Origin of the sequence: Burkholderia sp. Ax-1720, assembly GCF_011753035.1 — a bacterium.
In the GTDB taxonomy this organism is placed as follows: domain Bacteria; phylum Pseudomonadota; class Gammaproteobacteria; order Burkholderiales; family Burkholderiaceae; genus Burkholderia; species Burkholderia gladioli.
In genome coordinates, this window is record NZ_VWWK01000091.1 from 1 (window position 1) to 21113 (window position 21113).

General features: G+C 68.9%; 18 protein-coding genes and 1 pseudogene. 4 read left to right on the forward strand and 15 right to left on the reverse strand.

Going from position 1 to position 21113, the window contains the following annotated elements; all coding sequences use genetic code 11:
* Positions 1-136, reverse strand: a pseudogene (locus F3J18_RS22985) (electron transfer flavoprotein subunit beta/FixA family protein); the annotation flags it as partial.
* Positions 137-536: 400 nt separating this feature from the next.
* Between F3J18_RS22985 and F3J18_RS22990 the strand changes: the two are divergent.
* A complete protein-coding gene (locus tag F3J18_RS22990) occupies positions 537-1115 on the forward strand; it encodes a methyltransferase domain-containing protein (RefSeq protein ID WP_025102066.1) in 579 nt (192 codons plus the stop codon).
* 34 nt (positions 1116-1149) lie between these two features.
* On the opposite strand, the gene F3J18_RS22995 is transcribed toward F3J18_RS22990, so the two are convergent.
* The gene (locus F3J18_RS22995; protein ID WP_017919982.1) at positions 1150-1455 is read right to left on the reverse strand and encodes a hypothetical protein; all 306 of its coding nucleotides are present in this window, start codon (positions 1453-1455) and stop codon (positions 1150-1152) included.
* 336 nt (positions 1456-1791) lie between these two features.
* Positions 1792-2835 carry an L-glyceraldehyde 3-phosphate reductase gene (mgrA, locus tag F3J18_RS23000; protein ID WP_166914414.1) on the reverse strand — a complete coding sequence of 348 codons (1044 nt, stop codon included), beginning with the start codon at positions 2833-2835 and terminating at the stop codon, positions 1792-1794.
* 332 nt (positions 2836-3167) lie between these two features.
* Between mgrA and F3J18_RS23005 the strand changes: the two genes are divergently transcribed.
* The gene (locus F3J18_RS23005) at positions 3168-4247 is read left to right on the forward strand and encodes a beta-propeller fold lactonase family protein (RefSeq protein ID WP_166914415.1); all 1080 of its coding nucleotides are present in this window, start codon (positions 3168-3170) and stop codon (positions 4245-4247) included.
* A 40-nt stretch (positions 4248-4287) separates the two neighbouring features.
* Here the strand turns inward: F3J18_RS23005 and F3J18_RS23010 are convergent, their stop codons facing one another.
* From F3J18_RS23010 to F3J18_RS23030, 5 genes are all read right to left on the reverse strand, one after another.
* Positions 4288-4992 carry a ribonuclease activity regulator RraA gene (locus tag F3J18_RS23010; RefSeq protein WP_013697657.1) on the reverse strand — a complete coding sequence of 235 codons (705 nt, stop codon included), beginning with the start codon at positions 4990-4992 and terminating at the stop codon, positions 4288-4290.
* Between the two features lie 69 nt (positions 4993-5061).
* The gene (locus F3J18_RS23015; RefSeq protein WP_036051880.1) at positions 5062-5847 is read right to left on the reverse strand and encodes an SDR family oxidoreductase; all 786 of its coding nucleotides are present in this window, start codon (positions 5845-5847) and stop codon (positions 5062-5064) included.
* A gap of 66 nt (positions 5848-5913) precedes the next feature.
* On the reverse strand, positions 5914-6723 hold the full coding sequence (locus F3J18_RS23020) for an NAD(P)-dependent oxidoreductase (RefSeq protein WP_025102071.1): 810 nt from the start codon (positions 6721-6723) through the stop codon (positions 5914-5916).
* A 13-nt stretch (positions 6724-6736) separates the two neighbouring features.
* Positions 6737-8284: an altronate dehydratase family protein gene (locus F3J18_RS23025; RefSeq protein WP_166914417.1), complete on the reverse strand. Its 1548-nt coding sequence runs from the start codon at positions 8282-8284 to the stop codon at positions 6737-6739.
* 49 nt (positions 8285-8333) lie between these two features.
* Positions 8334-9458 (reverse strand): mandelate racemase/muconate lactonizing enzyme family protein, encoded by a 1125-nt coding sequence (locus F3J18_RS23030; RefSeq protein WP_166914419.1) that lies wholly within the window; start codon positions 9456-9458, stop codon positions 8334-8336.
* A 130-nt stretch (positions 9459-9588) separates the two neighbouring features.
* Here F3J18_RS23030 and F3J18_RS23035 point away from each other — a divergent pair, with 130 nt between their 5' ends.
* Entirely contained in the window at positions 9589-10464 is an 876-nt protein-coding gene (locus F3J18_RS23035; protein WP_013697652.1) for a LysR family transcriptional regulator, read from the forward strand.
* A gap of 45 nt (positions 10465-10509) precedes the next feature.
* Here the strand turns inward: F3J18_RS23035 and F3J18_RS23040 are convergent, their stop codons facing one another.
* Both F3J18_RS23040 and F3J18_RS23045 read right to left on the reverse strand, forming a co-directional pair.
* The gene (locus F3J18_RS23040; RefSeq protein ID WP_166914421.1) at positions 10510-11799 is read right to left on the reverse strand and encodes an MFS transporter; all 1290 of its coding nucleotides are present in this window, start codon (positions 11797-11799) and stop codon (positions 10510-10512) included.
* 432 nt (positions 11800-12231) lie between these two features.
* Entirely contained in the window at positions 12232-13275 is a 1044-nt protein-coding gene (locus F3J18_RS23045) for an AraC family transcriptional regulator (RefSeq protein WP_205195537.1), read from the reverse strand.
* Positions 13276-13345: 70 nt separating this feature from the next.
* On the opposite strand from F3J18_RS23045, the gene F3J18_RS23050 reads away from it, so the two are divergent.
* The gene (locus F3J18_RS23050) at positions 13346-14542 is read left to right on the forward strand and encodes an MFS transporter (RefSeq protein ID WP_166914425.1); all 1197 of its coding nucleotides are present in this window, start codon (positions 13346-13348) and stop codon (positions 14540-14542) included.
* 123 nt (positions 14543-14665) lie between these two features.
* On the opposite strand, the gene F3J18_RS23055 is transcribed toward F3J18_RS23050, so the two are convergent.
* The 5 genes from F3J18_RS23055 to F3J18_RS23075 all read right to left on the reverse strand — a co-directional run bounded on the left by F3J18_RS23055 (position 14666) and on the right by F3J18_RS23075 (position 21074).
* Entirely contained in the window at positions 14666-15832 is a 1167-nt protein-coding gene (locus tag F3J18_RS23055; RefSeq protein WP_025099811.1) for a PDDEXK nuclease domain-containing protein, read from the reverse strand.
* Between the two features lie 381 nt (positions 15833-16213).
* Positions 16214-17725, reverse strand: a complete 1512-nt coding sequence (locus tag F3J18_RS23060; protein ID WP_240154579.1) for a serine hydrolase — start codon at positions 17723-17725, stop codon at positions 16214-16216.
* An 11-nt stretch (positions 17726-17736) separates the two neighbouring features.
* A complete protein-coding gene (locus F3J18_RS23065; RefSeq protein ID WP_166914427.1) occupies positions 17737-18822 on the reverse strand; it encodes an ornithine cyclodeaminase in 1086 nt (361 codons plus the stop codon).
* 28 nt (positions 18823-18850) lie between these two features.
* Complete coding sequence (locus F3J18_RS23070) at positions 18851-19972, reverse strand: succinylglutamate desuccinylase/aspartoacylase family protein (RefSeq protein WP_025099814.1); 1122 nt, start codon at positions 19970-19972, stop codon at positions 18851-18853.
* Between the two features lie 133 nt (positions 19973-20105).
* Positions 20106-21074: a LysR substrate-binding domain-containing protein gene (locus F3J18_RS23075; protein ID WP_166914430.1), complete on the reverse strand. Its 969-nt coding sequence runs from the start codon at positions 21072-21074 to the stop codon at positions 20106-20108.
* Positions 21075-21113: the final 39 nt, after the last annotated feature.

Sequence of the window (21113 nt, forward strand, 5' to 3'; positions counted from 1 at the left end):
CCTCTTCCACCGCGATCTCATCGAACGGGTTCATCGACATCTTCACGTTCGCGATATCGACGCCCGTTCCGTCCGACTTCACGCGAACCTTCACGTTGTAGTCGACCACTCTCTTTACCGGCACCAGAATCTTCAATGCATGCTCCTTCCCAGCCCAGGCTGGCTTGTATTGAACCGGCCCATTACACGTGGATTCGGCGGTTTCGACCACTACCAATTAGCTTTGCCGGTCATAGCATGGGCCTATTGGCCGGGCACGCGAATTGCCCCCTGGCGCCGCCCAACACCGCCGATGAAGCTTTCATGTCGATTGGCTGACGGCAGCGACAGGTCCGGCGCCGTTCGCCGGGAAAATTGCAACCATCCATGACGAAGCTCGCATCGACGCCCAAAACGATGCAACACTACGCATCGCCTTGTATTCCATGGCCGGCACGCCGCATGCGCGCCGGCCGTCGCGTTCCCTCTTCCGTTCCGGCGCCGGCCATGCCTCGCGGCACGGCCGGCGCGCGTCACTCCCATGAGGTGTCCGTCACATGCGAACCCGAAGCGCATCGTCCGACCTGTTGTTCTTCCTGAGGTCGTGGTTCGAGAACCCGATGAACGTGGCCGCGATCGCGCCCTCCGGCGAGCCGCTGAGCCGCCTGATCACGCGCGACATCACCGGCATCGACGGCCCCGTGCTGGAACTGGGCGCCGGCACCGGCGTGTTCACGCGGGCCCTGCTGCAGCGCGGCCTGGCCCAGCGCGACCTGATCCTGGTGGACAACAGCGAGCGCTTCGGCAGCCTGCTGGCCGAGCGCTTCCCCGATGCGAAGATCGTGATCGGCGACGCGGCCGCGCTGGCACCGCTCGGCGTGGCGCTGCCGCAATCGGTCGGCGCGGTGGTCAGCGGCCTGCCGCTGCTGTCGATGCCCAGGCCGAAAGTGGCGGCGATTCTCGAAGGCGCGTTCCACTACCTGCGCGAGGATGGCGCCTTCCATCAGTTCACCTACGGGTATCGCTGCCCGATCCCGCGCCGCACGCTCGACGCGCTGGGCCTGAAGGCCAGTTGCGTGGGCCGCGTGATCCGCAACCTGCCGCCGGCCGCCGTCTACCGCATCACGCGCAAATGAACGACCGGGGCGCCGCCCCGCAGCACCCTGGGCTTCAGGAAATCGCCTTGCCGCAATCCGCCGCGACCACGCCCGTGTAGCGACGGTCGGGATGCAGGCGCGCGTAGTGGCAGCGGCGCATCGAGATGAACCTGCGGTATTCCGGGGGCGAGGGATAGGTCTGCTTCTCGTCGGCCGCGCTGACGCCGCGCAGCCAGGCATCCACCAGTTGCGCCTGCACTTGGTCGCGCGCGGCGGCCGGTGCCGACAATCGAGACAATTGCGCATCCGAAGCGTGGACAAAATTGGCCGCGGCGGCCAGCAGCGGCACCATGGCCGCGCCGATCAGGAATTTCTTCATCGGGAATCCTCGATATGCGAGGCGGCCCGGCGCACGACCGCCCCTCGGCCGCATCGATATCGGCCGATAGGGGAATTCGTCACCTCCGTGAGCGGAGATCGACACGAGACGATCGGCGCGCCTGCTGGACCGATCGGGCACCAGCCTAACGAAGCGCCGGGCTCGTCGTCTGAAGAATGGGGGACGTGAAAATGAAGATTTCTTTTGATGACGGCTTGCCGTCGGGCTGTTACGCCTGCCCGCGGCAGCCTGCATCGCGTCGCGCCAGGTGCCGCGCCCTTGCGGCGCGGCGGCGGGGATGAGCGGCGGGACGCGCTCGCGCCCCGCCGAGGCGCATCAGTTCGCGCCGATGCCCGAGGACACCTTCCAGATATCGACGTTGCCGTCCTGCGCATGACGGTCGATCTCGGCCAGTTCCTCGGCCGTGAACGAGAGCTGCTTGACCGCATCGAGCGAATCGTCGAGCTGGGCGACCGTGCGCGCGCCGATCAGCGTCGAGGACACGCGAGCATCGCGCAGCGTCCAGGCGATCGCCATCTGCGCGAGCGTCTGGCCACGGCGTTCGGCGATCGCGTTCAGCGCACGGATCCGCTCCAGGTTCTGCTCGCTCAGCATGCCCGCGTTCATCGAGCCGCTGCGCGCGACACGCGCGTCGGCCGGCACCTCCTTCAGGTACTTCGAGCTGAGCAGCCCCTGCGCGAGCGGCGAGAAGCCGATGCAGCCCACGCCGAGTTCGTCGAGCGTCTGCAGCAGGCCGTGCTCGATGCCGCGGTTCAGCATCGAATAGTTCGGCTGGTGGATGAACAGCGGCACGCCTTCCGATGCGAGGATCTGGGCGGCCTGGCGCGTCAGTTCCGGCGAATACGAGGAGATCCCGACGTAGAGCGCCTTGCCCTGCTTGTGCAGTTGCACCAGCGCGCCCATGGTTTCGTCCAGCGGCGTATCCGGATCGACGCGGTGCGAATAGAACACGTCGACGTAATCGAGCTTCATGCGGCGCAGGCTCTGCTCGCAGCTCGCGATCAGGTGCTTGCGCGTGCCGGTCGGGCCGCCGTAGGGGCCGGGCCACATCGCCCAGCCGGCCTTGGTCGAGATCACCAGTTCGTCGCGATACGGCTTGAAGTCGGCGGCGAGCCAGCGTGCGAAGTTTTCCTCGGCGGAGCCGGCGGGCGGGCCGTAGTTGTTGGCCAGATCGAAGTGCGTGACGCCGCGATCGAAGGCGCGGCGCAGGATCGCGCGGCCCGTCTCGAACACGTCCACGCCGCCGAAGTTCTGCCAGAGACCGAGCGAGATCGCCGGCAGCACCATCCCGCTGCGGCCGACCCTGCGGTAGGGCATGGCGTCGTTGTAGCGATTCGAATCAGCCAGATACTGCGTCATGGATGTCTCTCCTGAACCGTTGAAGGCACTTGCGAAAACGGCGAGTGTAGAGGCCTTCGTCGCCGGCGGGAAATTGATTGTGGAGATTGCATCCATCTATTTCCGGAATAGATCGACCGCGCGAACGCGCCCGGATCAGATTGGACAGGCCGGATTCTGCACCAGAAACAGGGCGAGCGGCACGGAACGCAAGAATCGCTATCGACTCAAGCAAACGGCGGCGGCTTGGAGGCGAACACCGCCCACGCGATACTGGCGCATCCCGCTGCGCCTGCCCTGCTGCATCGACCCACGAGGAGGCGCCGTCGTTCGTCCCTCCCTGCGCCCTTTCCATGTCGAAGACCCTGACCGTCATCGTTTCGAATTCCATCAGCGCCGACCTGAGCGTCTACCGCCTCGACCCCGATGCGCCCTCGATGCAGGCCGCCGGGCACCACCCGCTCGGCCCGCAACTCATGCCGCTGGCGATCGCATCCGATCGCTGCACGCTGTTCGCCGCGCTGCGCAGCACGCCGCCGGCCATCGCGCGATGCCGGCTCGATCCCGGCACCGGCCAGCTCGCGACCGACTACCGGCTCGACGTCGGCGCGGGCCACGTCTCGCTGGCGATCGATCGCGCCGGGCGCTTCCTGTTCGGCGCCTCCTACGGCAGCCACCAGTTGGTGGTGCACGCCATCGCCCGCCTCGACGAAGGCGATGCAAGCCCGCTGCAAACGCTCGAAGGCATTCGCAACGCCCATGCCGTGCTGGTCTCGCCCGACGACCGCCATGTCTACGTCACCTCGCTGGGCAGCGACGCCCTGCTCTGCTGCTCGCTCGATGCGGAACGCGAGGCGCCGCTCGAGATCGTCGACACGCTGGCCTTCGACAAGGGCTTCGGCCCGCGCCACATGCGCTTCTCGCCCGACGGCGCCTGGCTCCACGTGCTCAGCGAGTTCCGCGCTACGGTAGCCGTGTTCCGGCGCGACCCGCGCACCGGCAGGCTCAGCCGCCACCACGTCACGACGCGCCCGCCCGAACTCGCGGCGATGCGCGACGGCCAGGCCCGGCCGCCCGCCACCGAGCCGCAACCCGATCCCGCCACGCTGGCCGGCGCGATCTGGGCGGCCGACCTGCAGGTGCGCCCCGACGGCCGTTTCGTCTATCTGTCGGAGCGCACCACCAGCCGGCTGTTCGTATTGCGCGTGGAGGCCGACGGCACGCTCGCGCATGCGGGCGCCGTGTCGACCGAAACGCAGCCGCGCGGCTTCGCGATCGATCCGGGCGGGCGCTGTCTGGTCGCCTGCGGCGAGCATTCGCCCCAGGTATCGCTCTACCTGATCGATGCCGCCTCGGGCCTGCCGGCCCTGCATTCGCGCCATCCCGGCGGCCAAGGCGCGAACTGGGTGGAGATCGTCGCGGGCGGGGCCTGACGCAAGCGGGCAGGCCGGGGCAAGCCCGGTGCCCGCCCGCTCACAGGCCGCGCTTGTACGCCTCGTAACGCGCCTTGTTCTCCTCGTTCGGCGGATAGAGTCCCGGCAGCGAGGCGCCGTTGCGCACCTGCTCGATGATCCAGCCTTCCAGCCGCTCCTGCTCCACCGCGGCCGCCGTGATCTCGTCGACCAGCGCGGCCGGGATCACCACCGCGCCGTCGGCATCGACGACGATCAGGTCGTTCGGGAACACGGCCACGCCGCCGCAACCGATCGGCTCCTGCCAGTTCACGAAGGTCAGGCCCGCCACCGAGGGCGGCGCCGCCACGCCGCTGCACCATACCGGCAGTTGCGTGTCGAGCACGCCGGCCACGTCGCGCACCACGCCGTCGGTGATCAGCGCGGCCACGCCGCGTTGCTGCATGCGCTGGCAGAGGATGTCGCCGAAGATGCCGGCGTCGCGGATCCCCATCGCGTCGACCACCGCGATGCAGCCGCCCGGCATGGCCTCGATCGCCGCGCGCGTCGAGCGCGGCGAGGACCAGGATTCCGGCGTGGCGAGATCCTCGCGCGCCGGCACGAAACGTAGCGTGAAGGCACGGCCGACCAGGCGCGGCTGGCCCTCGCGCAAGGGCTGCGCGCCGCGAATCCAGACATTGCGCAGGCCCTTCTTCAGCAGCAGGGTGGTGAGGGTGGCGGTCGTCACGGACGACAGCGTGTCGATGATGCCTTGCTCGTCTGCCATGGCAGCTCCTTGCAGCGAGGCCGCGCCGTCTCGCGACGCGCGGCCCCGGGTTCGATCGGGAATCGGGACTCAGATGCTGGCGACCAGGCCGCCGTCGATGCGCACCACCGAGCCCGTCACATAGGCCGCGCGCGTGCTGGCCAGGAAGGTGACGACGTCGGCGTACTCGGCCGGCTCGCCGTAGCGGCCCAGCGGAATCGAGGCGGTGCTCTCGGCGCTCACCTGCTCCACCGGCCGCCCTTCGCGGCGCGCCTTGGCCTCGTCGAGGAAGCGGATCCGGTCGGTGGCGATGCGCCCCGGCACCACGATATTGGCCGTGATGCCGTCGCGCGCGACCTCGCGCGCCAGCGTCTTCGACCAGCCCAGCAGCGAGGCGCGCAGCGCATTGGACATGCCGAGGTTCGGGATCGGCGCGATCACGCCCGAGGAGGCGCTGGTGATCACGCGGCCCCAGCGGCGCTCGCGCATGCCGGGCAGCACCCGATCGGTAATCGCGATCACCGACAGCACCATCGACTCGAAATACTTGCGCCAGGCATCGCTCGGCTGGCCCGAGGCCGGCGTCGGCGGCGGGCCGCCGGTATTGTTGACGAGCACGTCGACGCCGCCGAAGCGCGCCTCGATCGCCGCCACGTGGCGCTCGATCGAGGCCAGGTCGGACAGGTCCCAGTGCAGCGCGAGCACCTCGGCGCCCATCGCCTCGACCGCCTGCTTCGATGCCTGCAAGGCCGCCTCGTCGAGATCGGCCAGCACCAGCCTGGCGCCTTCCCCGGCCAGCGCCGTCGCGATCGCGCGGCCGAGGCCGCCGCCGCCGCCCATCACGAGCGCGGTCTTCGTGTTCAAACCCAGATCCATGTGCTTGCGTTCTCCCGGCCCTCGGGCCATGTGGTGGATAACAAAGATGCCTGCCGCGCCGCCGGCTCAATCAACCTGGTCGGGATCGCCCGTGTACTCGACGCGGCAGCCGAAGCCGCCATGGAACAGCGCCTCGAGTTCGTCCTCGGCGGCCGAGCCGGCGAGAATCCCGGCCGCGTGGCGCTCGGCATCGTCCTCGGGCCGGTAGCCGAGCCAGCGCGCATTGGCGTTGTCCCAGCGGTTGCGCGCGTTGTCCGACACGCCGTACACGACCACGAAGTGATAATCCGGATGGTCGATCGCGCGGCGCACCAGTTGCACCGTGTCGCGATGGCTGATCCAGGTGTAGAGATGGCGCGGCGCGCTGGGCCGGTCGTCGGGGCGGAACGAGCCGATTCGCAGGCAGGCCACCGAGAGCCCGTGCTTGTCGGCATAGAGGCGCCCGAGCGCCTCGCCGAACACCTTGGACACGCCGTAGCGGCTGTCGGGCCGCGGCTGGACCTGGTCGTCGATCATGCGATCGCGCCGATGGAAACCCACCGCGTGGTTCGAGCTCGCGAAGATCAGGCGCTTCACGCCGGCCAGCCGCGCCGCCTCGAACACGTTGTAGCAGCCCTCGATGTTCATGCGGCGGATCCGCTCCCAACTGTCCTCGTCGGGAATCCCCGCCAGGTGCACCACGCAGTCGATGCCGTCCATCGCGCGCAGCAGCGCATCGGGATCGTTGATGTCGACCGTGACGACCTGCTCGCCCTCGCGCGCCGGCTGCTGCTCGGCGATATCGGCCAGCCGCAGCAGCGGATAGGCCCCGCGCAGCCCCTCGCGCAGCACGCGGCCGATCTGCCCCGCCGCGCCCGTGATCAATACCTTGCTCATGTTCCCGTTCCTCTCAGCTCATGATGCCGATCTGCCAGGGCACGAACTCGTGATCGCCCAGGCCCAGGGTCTCGCTGCGCGTGCGCTGCCCGGAGGCGGTCGCCAGCAGCGCGTCGAAGATCTCGCGCGCGCAGCTCTCGATGGTGGCCGTGCCGTCGAGGATGCCGCCGCAATTGAGGTCCATGTCCTCCTGCAGCCGCCGATACATCGGCGTATTGGTGGCCAGCTTCAGCGAGGGCACCGGTTTCGCGCCGAACATCGAGCCGCGCCCGGTGGTGAAGGCGATCAGGTTCGCGCCGCCGGCGATCTGCCCGGTGGCCGAGACCGGATCGAAACCCGGCGTGTCCATGAACACCAGGCCGCGCGCGCGGACCGGCTCGGCATAGCGATAGACCGCCATCAAGGGGCCGGTGCCGCCCTTCATCGAGGAGCCGATCGACTTCTCGAAGATATTGGCGAGACCGCCGACCTGGTTGCCGGGGCTGACCTTGCCGTTGATCTGCACGTCGCGGCCCACCGAGTAACTGTCCTTCCACCAGCGGATCCGCTCCACCAGTTGCTCGCCCACCTCGCGGCTCACCGCGCGGCGCGTGAGCGTGTGCTCGACGCCGTAGATCTCGGGCGTCTCGGACAGGATCGCGGTGCCGCCGTGCCTGGCCAGCAGGTCGACCGCGGCGCCCAGCGCCGGGTTGGCCGTGATCGAGGAAAACCCGTCCGAGCCGCCGCATTGCAGGCCGACGCGCAGCTCGCTGGCCGGCACTGCCGTGCGCGCGACGCGGTTCGCCTCCGGCAGCAGCGCCGCCACGGCTGCGATGCCCGATTCGATGGTGGCGCGCGTGCCGCCGTTCTCCTGCATCACGAAGGTATGCAGGCGCGCGTTCGGCTGCAGGCCTTCCTGCTCCAGCAGGCCGCCGAGCTGGTTGCGCTCGCAACCGAGCCCGACGATCACGGCCGCGGCCAGGTTGGCATGACGCGCATAACCGGCCATGGTGCGCCTGAGCAGGGCCATCGGCTCGCCGCTCATCTCCATGCCGCAGCCGATGCCGTGCGTGAAGGCCACCACGCCGTCCACGTTCGGGTAGTCGGCCAGCCGCTCCGGCGTGAAGTGCGCGGCGATCCGGTGCGCCACGGTGGCCGAGCAATTGACGGTGGCCAGCACGCCGATGTAGTTGCGCGTGCCGACCTCCCCGTTCTCGCGCACGATGCCCATGAAGCTGGCGCGCTCGGCCTTGGGCACCGGCTCGACGGCGCGGTAGTCGGCGCCGAAGGCATAGTCGCGATCGAACTCGCGAAACGTCAGGTTGTGGCTGTGCACCAGGGTGCCGGCCGCGATCTCGCCGGCGGCGAAGCCGATCACCACGTTGTACTTGCGGATCGGCTCGCCCTCGCGAATGCTGCGCGCGGCGATCTTGTAGCCTGCCGGCACCTGGCTGCGGCAGGCCACGTCGCCGATCGGCAGCGGCGTGCCGATGCCGATGTCGATGCGCGCGATGACGACATTGTCGTCGGGATGCAGCCGGATCACGGGGCCGGCCATGGTCTTGCCCGAGGTGGAAATCATGGTCTCGATCGATGACGAGGATTGGGTTCGCAGCGTGCTTGGCGAAGGCTCAGTGAATCCGCGTCCAGCGCCCGTACTTCGCGACCTCGCGCTCGTCGAAGCCGAAGCCGAGCCCCGGTGTCTGGTGCAGGATCACGCGGCCGTCGCGCTGCGTGAGCTGGGTATCCACCAGACGGCGGAAGTTCAGCACCTGGTCGTCGGGGAAGAACTCCACGTAGCGCGCGTTCGGCGTGGCCGCCACCAGCGGCGCGTGCAGGTCGTGGAACCAGTGCGGGCACATCTGCACGCCATGGCTGGCCGCGGTGGCCGCGATGCGCCGCCATTCGCTGATGCCCCCGCACACGGCCGCGTCGGTCTGCAGGATCGCGGCCGCGCCCGCCTCCAGCAGCGCCTTGTGATACCAGCGTCCGTAGCCGATCTCGCCGGTCACCACCGGGATCCGCGTGGCGCCGGCCAGGCGCGCGTGGTTGTCGATGTCGTCGGGCGAGAACGGCTCCTCGACGAAATAAGGATCGTAGGGCTCGAGCCGGTTCAGGTACTGCAGTGCCTGGGGCACGTCGGTCCAGCCGTTGTTGATGTCGAGCATCAGCTCGACGTCGGGGCCGATCGCCTCGCGCGCGGCCCGCACGCGCGCCTCTTCCTCGCGCGGCGAGAGCCGCCCGCACTTCATCTTCACGGCGCGGAACCCGGCCTCGACATAGGCGGCCATTTCCTCGCCGAGATGGCCGGGCGTCTTGCCCTCCAGGTAGTAGCCGCCGCTCGCGTAAGCCGGCACGGTGTCGAGCTGGTTGGCGCCAAGGTACTTGTGCAGCGGCAGGCCGTGGGTGCGCGCATTGAGGTCCCACAGCGCCGTGTCGAGGATGCTGATCGCCCGCATCACGGTGCCGGCGCGACCCTGCAGCAGCGCCTCGTCGTACATCGCCTGCCAGAGCCCCTCGCTCGCATAGGAATCCTTGCCGATCAGCAGCGGCGCGAGCAGTTGCTCGACGGCCGCGCCCAGCAGGCCGCCGGCCGCGCTGCCGACGTAGCAGAAGCCGATCCCCTCGACCCCATCGGTCGAGCGGACCTTCACCAGGCCATAGTGGCGAACCGCGACGGTTCGGGTGGCAAATGAGGTCACGCGGTCCAGCGGCACGGCCGCCGCGCACACCTCGATCGATTCGATCATCGGCATCTCGTCTCCTCCGTCGAAGGCGGCCCGGAATGGCCGCCTATCAGGGTTAATGTCATGAGGGTTAGTGTGATGGCGGCCGATAGTCAAAGGAAGTATCCTCTGGCTTCTTCAAAGCATAGAATTTTTATCGATGGACTCCCGCTACCTGCAGAGCTTCGTCTACGTGGTCGAACTCGGCTCGATCGCCGAAGCCGCTCGGCGCCTCGACCTGACGCCGGCCGCGGTGGCGCAGCGAGTCAAGATGCTGGAGCAGGAGCTGGGCGCGCAACTGGTGCGCCGCTCGGGCCGCACGGTGGCCACCACCGAGGCCGGCGAGCGGATCCTGGAACGCTCGCGCGCGATCCTTCACGATATCCGCGACCTGAAGTCGGACCTCGCCGACAGCGCCTCGCTGGCCGGGCAGCTCAGGCTCGGCGGGATGGCCACCATGATGACGGCCTTCATCCCCGGCGTGCTGGCCGAGCTGCTGGCGCGCCACCCCGGCATCGATTTCTACCTGGAGCCGGGCACCTCGCTCGACCTCTATCGCAAGGTGGTCAACGGCGACCTCGACGCGGCCCTGGTCGCGCATCCGCTGTTCAACATCCCCAAGAACTGCGACTGGCACACCTTCCGCGAGGAAGCGCTGGTGCTGCTCACGCCGGCGGCGATGCGCGTCACCGATCCGCATCGCACGCTGCGCAGCGAGCCCTTCATCCGCTACGACCGCAACGTGGTGGGCGGCCAGCTCGCCGACAGCTACCTGCGCCAGCACGGCATCCATACCAACCAGCGCTGCGAGCTCGACGGGCTGGCGGCGATCGCCGCGCTGGTCGATCGCAAGCTCGGCGTCTCGCTGGTGCCCGACTGGAACCTGCGGCCGCTGACCGAGCTGTCGCTGGCGAAGTGGTCGCTGCCGCATGCTTTCATGAAGCGCCAGGTCGGGTTGATCTGGAACCGCTCCTCGGCGCGCGTGCGACTGGTGCAGGCCTTTCTCGGCGTGGCCGCCGAACGCTCGACCGACTGAAACCGGCCAGGCCGGTCGGGCGCGGGTGGGCCGTCGCGCTTGCCCTCACTCCACCGAATGCGCGTGCGCGACGCGCATCGACATCACGTTGCGGATGCAGAGCACCATCGCCAGCGCGCCGGCGAAATCGATCAGGGCTCCGAACAGGAAGGCGCTGCTGTAGCCGCCGAAGTACTGGATCAGGAAGCCGGTCAGCGCGGGCCCGACGATGCCCGACAGGTTGCTCAGGAAGTGGATGAAGCCGCCCACCCCGCCTTGCCGGTGCAGCGGCAGGATCTCGTGCTGGATCGCCCAGATCGACTGGCAGGAGCCGGTCAGGAACAGCAGCGCCGCGCCGATCAGCGCCACCGCCGTGACCAGCGAGCTGGCCGAGGTGATCAGCAGCACCGCCACGCCCGACAGCGCGAGCGGGATGGTGGCCACCAGCTTGCGCGCGAGGATCGGGTCGTCCATCCGGCGGTAGATGAAGTCGCCCACCAGGCCGCCGCCGAAATAGCCGATCGCGCCGCAGATCCAGGGGATCGACGAGACCAGGCTCATCGACTTGAGGTCCAGGTGCCGCTCGGTGGTCAGGTAGCTCGGCAGCCAGGAGATGAACACGTACTGCGTGTAGTTGACCGCGAACAGCCCGGCGCCGAGCGCGAGCGTGCTGGGCCGGCGCAGGTAGCTGCCCAGCGTGGTGCCGGCCGGCTCGGCATTGCGCACCTCGGCGCTGGCGCGGCTGTCCTCGATCAGGCGCCGCTCGTCGTCGCCCACGCGGCGGTTGGCGGCCGGCTTCTCGGTCACCAGCCAGCGCCAGCAGGTGATCCACACCAGCCCGAGCACGCCGATCACCACGAAGGAGATGCGCCAGCCGAAAGCCAGCGCGACCAGCCCGATCACCGGCCCGGCGATCGCGTTGCCGAGCGTCTGCCCCGAGAAGGTGAAGCCGATCATGGTGGCCGCCTCGTGGCGCGGGAACCAGTTCGAGATGGTGCGATTGGTGTTCGAGCTCATCGGCCCTTCGCCGATGCCGAACAGCACGCGGTAGACCAGCAGCGAGACGAAGCCGGTGGCGGCCGCCGTCAGCGCGCAGAACAGCGACCAGACGGCCATCGCCCAGGTGAACACGCGCCGCGTGCCCCACTTGTCCGACAGGTAACCGCCGAGGAAGGAGAAGATCGAGTAGCCGACGAAGAACACGCTGAACACGATGCCTAGCTGCGAGGGCGAGAGGTCCAGCGACTTGCCGACCAGCGGCGCGACGATGCCGAGCGCGGCGCGGTCCATGTAGTTGATCGCGCCGGCCGCGAACAGCAGGCCGGCGACCACATAACGATACCTGCGGAAATTCATCGATGTCTCCATGGTTCGGTGTCGTGGCGGCGCGGGGCGGGCCCGGGCGCGCGACACGCGGCGCGGCGGTGCAGCGGTGCGGCTCGTGTCGGTCTGGAGTGTGATGGCGGGGCCGGCGCGCTGAAAGCAAGCACCGATTGATTCAAAAGATAAAAATTCTTTCGAGCTTGCCGCGCGAGCCGCGACGGCCGTGGCTTGCGGGGCGAGGCGGCCCGCGGGCGAGACGGGAACACGAGGGAAAATACCGAGGCGCCGCGCGCCTGGGCAAGCGGTCACGCGCGGCGCGGGCGTCGCCGGCTTGTCAGCGGGTGGTCAGCAGGCGGCCAGGAAGCCGGCGGCGAAGCGCGTCGCGCTGGCGGGACGGAAAGGCAGGAGCACGAAGCAGCGGCGCAAGGCGGAAGCGCGAGGCAAAGCCGGGCCGAAACCGCCCCCTCAGCCGCCCAAGCCCTCGCCCTGGGCGCGCAACGCCCCCGGCGGCTGCCCGATGGTGCGCTTGAAGGCACGGCTGAAGGCGGCCAGCGAGCCGTAGCCGAGCCGGTAGGACACCGCCTCGATCGGCTCGCGGTCGCGCGCGATCCATTGCGCGGCCAGCCGCATGCGCAGCTCGGTCAGGTAGCGCAGCGGCGTCATGCCGGTGGCGGCCAGGAAACGCTCGGCGAACACCGAGCGCGAATTGCCGGCCTCGGCGGCCAGCTCGGCGACGGTCCAGTTGCGGCCCGGCTCGCGATGCAGGGCCACCAGCGCGCGGCCCAGGCGCGGATCGCGCAGCGCCTGCACCCAGCCGGCCGCGTCGCCGCAGCCGCACTCCACCCAGCCGCGCACGATGAAGGCGGCCACCACGTCGGCCAGCCGCGCCAGCACCGCCGCGTAACCGGCGCGCTCCGAGCAGGACTCGCGCTCCATCGCGTCGAGCATCGCGCGCAGCTCCGGGTAGCGCTCGAGCAAGGTGCCCACGTGCATGATCCCGGGCATCGAGGCCACCAGCGGCTGCATGCCGCCCAGGTCCAGCTCCATGCAGCCGCAGAAGATCAGCACGTCGTCGCTGATCTCGCCCTTCTCGAGCCGGCCGCCGTGCATCGCGTTGATCGCTGCGATCGACTCGCAGATGCGCGTCGCGTCGAGATCGGCCAGCGAGGTGCAGCCCACCCCGGGCGCCGACAGCAGCGCATGCTCGCCGCCGCGCGGCATCAGCACCGCGTCGCCGGCCTTCAGCTCCATGAGCGCGCCGCCGCCCGCGTCGCTCCCGTCACGCAGCAGCATCGAGCCGCGCGCCACGAAGTAGAACACCCCGCACTCGGGCGGGTTCTGGAAGCGCAACCCGAACGGCGGCGCGACGTGGATCCGGCGGTACTGCACGCCCTTCAGGCGCATCCCCAGCAGCAGTTCGCTGACCAGATCGTGGGAATCGGGGTCGAATTTCGAAAGGTCGGGCATGATTTCCGGACGAACGATCAAGTTTTGCGGATTGTATGTCATAGACCGTCAGGCTGCCGGCCCGTAATCTGTGCGCCTGTCGTAAACCCTAACCGGAAGCCTCATCAAGAACATGGACATCGGCACCCCGACCTCCTCCGCGACCGTGATCCCGGTCGAACGCGCCTCCTGGAGCGCCGTCTACGCCCTGGCGCTGGGCGTGTTCGGGCTGGTCACCGCGGAATTCCTGCCCGCCAGCCTGCTCACGCCGCTGGCCGCCAGCCTCGGCATCACCGAGGGCACCGCCGGCCAGGCGGTGACCGTCACCGCCGCGGTGGCGCTGGTCACCAGCCTGCTGATCGCGGTCCTCACGCGCGGCATCGACCGGCGCCGCGTGCTGCTGACCTTCTCGGTGCTGCTCGTGATCTCCAACCTGCTGGTGGCCTCGGCCGGCAGCTTCCTGGCGATCCTGCTCGGCCGCGTGCTGCTCGGCATCGCGCTGGGCGGCTTCTGGACCATGTCGGCGGCCACCGCGATGCGGCTGGTGCCGGCCGCGATGGTGCCGCGCGCGCTGTCGATCATCTTCAGCGGGGTGGCCGTGGCGACCATCGCCGCCGCGCCGCTCGGCAGCTACTTCGGTCACCTGATCGGCTGGCGCAACGTGTTCTACGCGGCCGCCGCGATCGGCGCGCTGGCCCTGGCCGCGCAATTCGCCACCCTGCCCTCGATGGCACCGAGCGGCACCACGCGCCTGCGCACCCTGCTCGACGTGCTGCGCCGCCCGACGGTGGGCATCGGCATGTTCGCGGTGACCCTGGTGTTTACCGGCCACTTCGCCTTCTTCACCTACCTGCGCCCCTTCCTGGAGGACGTGGCCGGGGTGGGCGTGAACGCGCTGTCCGCGATCCTGCTCGGCTACGGCGTGGCCAACTTCCTGTTCACGCCGGTGGCGGGCCGCGCGCTCGAGCGCGGGCTGCGGCCGATGATGATCGCGATGCCGGCGCTGATGGTGGTGCTGGGCGCGGCGCTGGCGCTGTTCGGCAAGCTCACCGCGCTGGACGCCGTGCTGGTGGCCTTGTGGGGCGCGGCCTTCGGCGGCGTGCCGGTGGCCTGGTCGACCTGGGTCACGCGGGTGGTGCCCGACGAGGCCGAGAGCGCCGGCGGCCTGATCGTGGCGGCCATCCAGCTCGCCATCTCGCTGGGCGCGGCGGCCGGCGGCGTGGTGTTCGACACTCACGGCGCGACCGGCGTGTTCGTGGCCGCCGCCGTGGTGCTGGTGGTGGCGGTCGCCACCATCGTGACCGGGGTGCCGGTGCGTGGGGAGTCCTGAGAAAAGAGCGGTTGCTGTTCACACCGTGCCGGACTCCCGAATTCGGTGCGCAGCCTTTCGGCTGTTCCGCGCGGTCGACACGAGCCAAAGCTCGGCTAGACGGCGGAATGCCCTGAGATACGGCTACGGCTTGTCGTTCTTGAAAGGCGGCGTTCCGCGGGATTCGAGCAGGCGTCGTGTGTTCTCCAGCTCTTTTTGCAGCAACGCTGCATTCGGCAGCACCGTCCGGTAGTTGGCTGCCATGATCTTGGTCGGCAGGCCATCCAGCGCATACCGCGCCAGGGCATGGCCCTTGTCGGCGCAGAGAATCAGCCCCACTGGCGGGCTCTCGCCCGGATAGGCCCAATGCTCCTTGGCGTAATTGCAGTACATGTGCATCTGCCCCACATCGGCATGGGTCAGGCTGCCCAGTTTCAGGTCCACGATGACCAGGCAGCGCAGCTTGCGGTGGAAGAGCAACAGGTCCACTCGATACCAGGTCTGATCGATGCGCAACCGACGTTGCCGACCTACGAAGGAAAATCCTTCTCCCAACTCCAGCAGGAAGTCCTCCAGTCTCCGGATCAACGCCGCTTCCAGATCAGACTCCGAATACTCGTCCTTGAGGTCGAGGAACTCCAGCACATACGGGTCCTTGATCGCGTCGCCGGGCACGACGACATCCTCGGGCCTGGCCACGGCTGCCTTGGCCAGCATCGCGGCCTTGTCCTTGGACAAGGCCGTGCGTTCGTAGAACTGACTTCCGATCTGACGGTCGAGCTGGCGCACGCTCCAGCCACTGCGCAACGCCTCGACCTCGTAGAAATGCCTGGCATGGTCATCCTTGACCGACAGCAGCCGAACATAGGCCGACCAAGGAAGTGCGAAAACCTGGGCCAGTTCGGAGAGGTGGAATTTCCGAGACGCTGTCTCGGATTTTTCTGCGCGCGGTCCTTTCCCGGATTTCCGAGACGGTGTCTCGGGAATTGCGGCCGCGGGGTATGTGAGGAAGAAACGCCGCATGTTCTCCAGGTTGTCCGGGCTGAACCCACGCCCGAAGCGGGCAGTCAGATCGGTGGATAGTCGCGCCATCAACTGCTCGCCATAACCGGCCCGGCGCTTGCCTTTCTGCTCGGCTTCGACGATCCGGCGGCCAATCTCCCAATAACTGGCCGTCATCAGCGCATTGACACTGCGCGCCGCGGCCCGGCGCGCACCATTAAGCAGTTCCACGATGCCGCCGTGAATGCCGGCATAGCCCGACGGCAAAGCGGCGGGCTTCCGCGCCGCCGCACGCACCTTCCTTGTCATGCTGCTGCCTCCATGGAATGGGATGTCCCGTGCTTGCCAGCGGCCGGCTCGTCAGCCGCTCGGCTGGGTCCCGCGCCGCGTTGCCCTCGGTCTGAACATAATGCATAAGCATCGCCGCGGTCTTGTGGTCTGTCAGCTTCATGACCATCTGGACAGGCATGCCATAAGGCATATGCCGGGCGAATTCATCAGGCGACGGCGGAACGTGGAGGCAATCTTTCGTCCAGGGGGTTATAGAGAACAGGAGGCCAGGCGTCACGACATCCGACGGGTCGACCGTCATGGCAGGGTCGTGCCGTATCGGCTGCGGACATGATGAAACAAAAAAGGGCAAGCGCCGGGAAACCGGTGCTTGCCCTTCTGCTTTCGGCAGCCGCTCGCTCAGGACGCCGCGCGACGGCCGCTCAGGTCCTTCAGCGCGAGCGCGCCGCTATTGATGTTGACCGAGCGCCGCAGCGTCACGCGCTCGCCGTCGAACTCGCATTCCACCAGGTCGCGGAAGGCCGTCTCGGGATAGAGCCAGACCATCCTCAGCGTGGCCTCATCGACCCAGCCCGCGCGCGCCACCACCGGGCTGTCCTGGAAGCGATAGCCGTGATGCAGGTCGGCGCCGGGCATGTCGGTGGTCGATTCGATCCAGCGGCCGAGCCCGGCCGTCACGACATGCTCGCCCTCGCCGTCGACCAGCCGGCACTCGCAGCGCCCCCCGGCGAACAGCAACCGCAGCTCGCTCGCGTCGCCCTCGTTCGGATCGAGCGCGAAACGCCATTCGCCGACGGCCGGCGCACCCGGCCGCTCGGCCTGCGTATCCTCGAAGGCCCGCTGCCACGGCGAAGCCGCCTCGGGCGACTGCCAGCGCGCGAGCGCCGCGTCGAGCGCGGCATCGGCCGCCGCGCCGCCGAAGGGCGCATCGCGGAACGCGGCCGGCAGATGCCATTCGATCAGCGGCATCAGGCGCTTGCTGCCCTTGATCGCGCTGGTCACGGCCAGCGTCACGCCGGCTTCCGGGAACACGCGCACCAGTTGCACGAACTTGCCGATCGCGCTGTAGCTGCCGCCGTCGTGCACCCACCAGTGATAACCGTAGCGATTCGAGGCTTCCTGCGCGCGCGTGGCCTCGGCCACCCAGGCTTCGGGCAGCACGCGCCGCCCTTCCCAGACGCCGCCCTGCGCATGCAGGATGCCGAGCTTGAGCAGGTCGGCCGTATGCGCCCACAGGCCGTTGCCGCCCGGATTGATGCCGTCGGTGCCGATATCCCAGGTTTCGCCGCCGATGCCGAGCGGCGCGAACAGACGCGGCCTCAGGTACTCGTGCATGGTCTCGCCGGTCACGCGGCTGACGAGCGCCGACAGCATGTAGCTGGCCGCGCTGGTATAGACGAAGTTCGAACCCGGCGGCGTGTCCACCGGAATCGCGAAGAAGGCCTCGATCCAGCTGCTCGACATCCGCCGCCAGACCGCCCCCGAGGTTTCGCCGGCATGGCCGGTGCGCATCGTCAGCAGGTCGGCCACCGTCATCGCGGCGGCCGGATGCGGGGCCGGCGGCGCCTCGGCGAAGAAGTCGCCGAGCCGGTCCTCGAGCCTGAGCCGCCCCTCCTCGATCGCGAAGGCGATCGCGCAGGCCGTGAAGCTCTTGGCCACCGAATGCAGGTTGCGCAAGCGGTCGGCGCGATAAGGCCAGCGCCAGCCCTCGGCGATCACATGGCCGTGCCGATGCAGCATGAAGGCGTGCAGGTCGAGGCCGGCCTGCTCGACATCGTCGAGCCAGGCCGCGATCGCGCCCGCGTCGACGCCCATCGCCGAGGCGCGAGCGCGCGGCAGGCCGTCGTCGAACCGCGTGCCCGGGGCGGGAGCGCCGTCGCTCATCCCCGCGGCGGGGAACGTGGTGGTCATGATGGCTCCGTTCAGAGCATCGTCGCGTTCATCGCGGCCTGCGCGCGCGAGGCCACCGCGTCGAACAGCGCCGGCACCGAAGGCGAGGCGATGTACTGGTAGAGATCCTTGGGATCGTCGGGCGCCGGGATCAGGTCGATGTCCTCGCCCACGCCGAGCCTCTCGGCCATGTCGTGCAGGTAGCGCAGCGCCGAGAAATCCTCCAGCGCGAAGCCGACCGAATCGAACACCGTCACCTCCTGCGCGCTGGTGCGGCCCGGCTCCTGGCCGGCCAGCACGCGCCAGAGATGCACCACGGGCGAGTCGGCCGGCAACTGCTGGATGTCGCCTTCGATGCGCGTCTGCGGCTCGAACTCCACCACCACGCGCGCGCGCCTGAGCACCTCGGCGTGCAGCTCGGTCTTGCCGGGGCAGTCGCCGCCCACCGCGTTCACATGCATGCCCGGCTCGATCATCTCCGGCGTGAGGATGGTGGCATTGGTCTTGTCGGCCGTGATGGTGGTCACGATGTCGGCGCCGCGCACCGCCTCGGCCGCGCTCGCGGCGCGGATCAGCGTGAGGCCCGGCGTGCCGCCGAGGTTGCGCACCAGCTTGTCGGTGGCCGCCGGGTCGACGTCGAACAGGCGCACCTCGTTGATGCCGAGCATGGCGCGGAACGCCAGGATCTGGAATTCGCTCTGCGCGCCGTTGCCGATCAGGGCCATGGTGCGCGCATCGCGCCGCGCCAGGTAGCGCGCGGCCAGCGCCGAGGTGGCGGCGGTGCGCAGCGCGGTCATGATGGTGAACTCGCTGAACAGCACCGGGTAGCCGGTGTCGACGCGCGCCAGCACGCCGAAGGCCATCACCGTCAGCATGTTGATGCGGGTGTTCCTCGGATGGCCGTTGACGTACTTGAAGCCGTACAGCGCGGCGTCGGAGGTCGGCATCAGCTCGATCACGCCGCCCGGCACGTGGTTGGCCACCCGCGCAGACTTGTCGAATTCGTTCCAGCGCAGGTAGTCGTCGCGAATATAGTCCGCCAGCGTCGCGATGAAGCGCTCGGCGCCCGTCGCCGCCACCAGCTTGCGGATGTCGCTGACATCGAGATATCTCGTCATGGTCGGTTTCCTCAATGAATAGTCCGGATCAGGCACTGAGCAGATAGCCCGTGCGTTGGCTTCGCTCTCCCGTCACCCGTCCGAGCGGATCGCCGGCGCGCACGTAGCGCACGTCGCGGCGCATGTAGAACATGCCGGCGCTGCTGCTATGGAGGCGCGTGCGCGTGCCGTCGATCGGATCGACGATCTCGAACATCGCGTCGCCCGGCTGCACCAGGCTGCCCGGCTGCACCAGGTGCACCAGGATGCCGGCCACCGGCGCGTGGAAGCGCTCGCAGCCGGCCAGCGGCGTGGCCGGATGCGGCAGCGGCGGCGGCGGCTCGACCGGCGCGTCGATCATGCCGATCAGCGACAGGTAGGAGACGATCGCCTCGGCATCCTGGTTCGCCAGTTCGTTGCTGACGTCGCGCTGGCCGCGATGCTCGACCGTCACCGAGACGGTGCCGCGCGGGATCGGGAAACGCGCGCCGTAGCGCTGCTGGAGCTGCCACCAGGTCAGGCTGTGGGCCTCGTCGAAGGACTGGCCGCCGGCGTCGATCGCCAGCAGCGAGGCGCGCGCGCCCAGGTAGCGCGCCAGCGGCTCGACATCCTCCCAGATCGCCTCGCCCGTGTAGACGTACATGTCCGCTTCGCGCGAGCAATGCAGGTCGAGCACGATGTCGGCATCGACCGAAAGCTGCATCAGCTTCAACTGCAGGTCGTCGAGCGTCTGGCGCGGCTTGATCGCGTCGAGCTCGGCACGCCAGGCCTCGCGGATCACCTGGCGGTTGCGCTCGAGATCGTCGGTGAGACGGCCCTCGACGGCATCGGCCACGCGCTCGCCCAGCAGCGGGAAACCGCGGTTGAAGTTGCGCCCGCTGCCCAGGTCGAAGCGGCCGATCGGCGTGCCGAGCACGAACTGCGCGAGCCCGATCGGGTTCGCCGCGTTCAGCAGCACCACCTCGCAGCGCAGCCGCCCGGCGTCCTCGAGCGCCTGCAGCCGCTCCATCAGGCTGACGGCCACCAGCATCGCCGGCACCTCGTCGGCATGCAGGCCGGCCTGCACATAGACCTTGCGCTTCGCCTCCGACGTCCCGAAACGCCGCACGCAGAGCTGGTGCGCGATGCCGTCGGTATGGGGCAGCAGGGGAAGGATGTCGCGGGATGACATGAAGCGTGGCTCCTCGATTTCGTTGGGCCGTCGGTGGACGGTTGATGAAGACCGATGCTAACCACCCGAATTGGCGGCAGGAAGCCGGCTCGGGTCTATCGTGATCGCAAATTTCGATCACGGCCTGGGCCGGCTACATCAGGCCGTCGTCGTCCTCGTCCGGCCCCTCGCCATGCGGGGCGCCCTGCCCGGTCACGCCGCGCCGCAGCCGCGCATAGGAGGCCAGCATGCTGGCCAGCGCCTGCGCCACCGCGGTGGGCGGCGAGTTGCTGCGACGCACCAGGCAGATGTCGCGCGTGCTGAAGGTCTCGCGCACGGGAATCCGGATCAGCGCGCCCGAGAACAGCTTGAGATCGGCCAGCACGCCGGGGTCGACCGTCAAGTAATCGGTCTCGCTGACGAAGTACAGCGATTCGAGCAGCGTATCGGCGGTCAGCACGATCTTCGGCGCGCCCAGGCCGCGCTCGGTGAAGGCCTTGACCAGCCGGTTCGAGGCGAAGCCGGCGATGCCCTCGCGATGGAAGCCTACCCATTCGCAGTCGACCAGCTCGGCCAGCGAGGTGGCGCGGGCCTTGGGATGCCCGGCGCGCGCCAGCACGGCGGCCGAGGAACGATAGAGCCGATCGATTTCCAGATCGGCGTCGAGCACGTTCGGCGCCAGCGGGCACAGCGCGAAATCGAGGCGGCCGTCGCGAATGCGCTCGGTCAGCATCTTCGAGGCGCCGCTCGACACGTGCACCAGCACGTTCGGGTAGTCGGCCATGAAGCGCTTGATCACCGGCATCAGCAGCTCGGCCAGCGGCTCGGAGGTCACGCCCAGCGCGATGCGCCCGCTCGGCTGGCCCTGCAGCTCGCGCATGTCCTGGTCGATCCGCTCGCAGTCGCGCAGGATCGCGTTGGCGCGCACCAGCAGGCGCTCGCCGAACGGCGTCAGGCTGATGCCGAGGTGCGAGCGCGTCAGCAGCGGCGCGGCCAGCTCCGCCTCCAGGCTCTGGATCGCGTGGGTCAGCGCGCTCTGCGCGATATTGAGCGAGCGTGAGGCGGCGCGGAAACTGCCCTGCTCGACCACCACGCAAAATGCCCTCAACTGGCTCAGTGTCATCTGCTTCTCCTGGTTGCTTGCCGTTCGCCACGGCCGCCG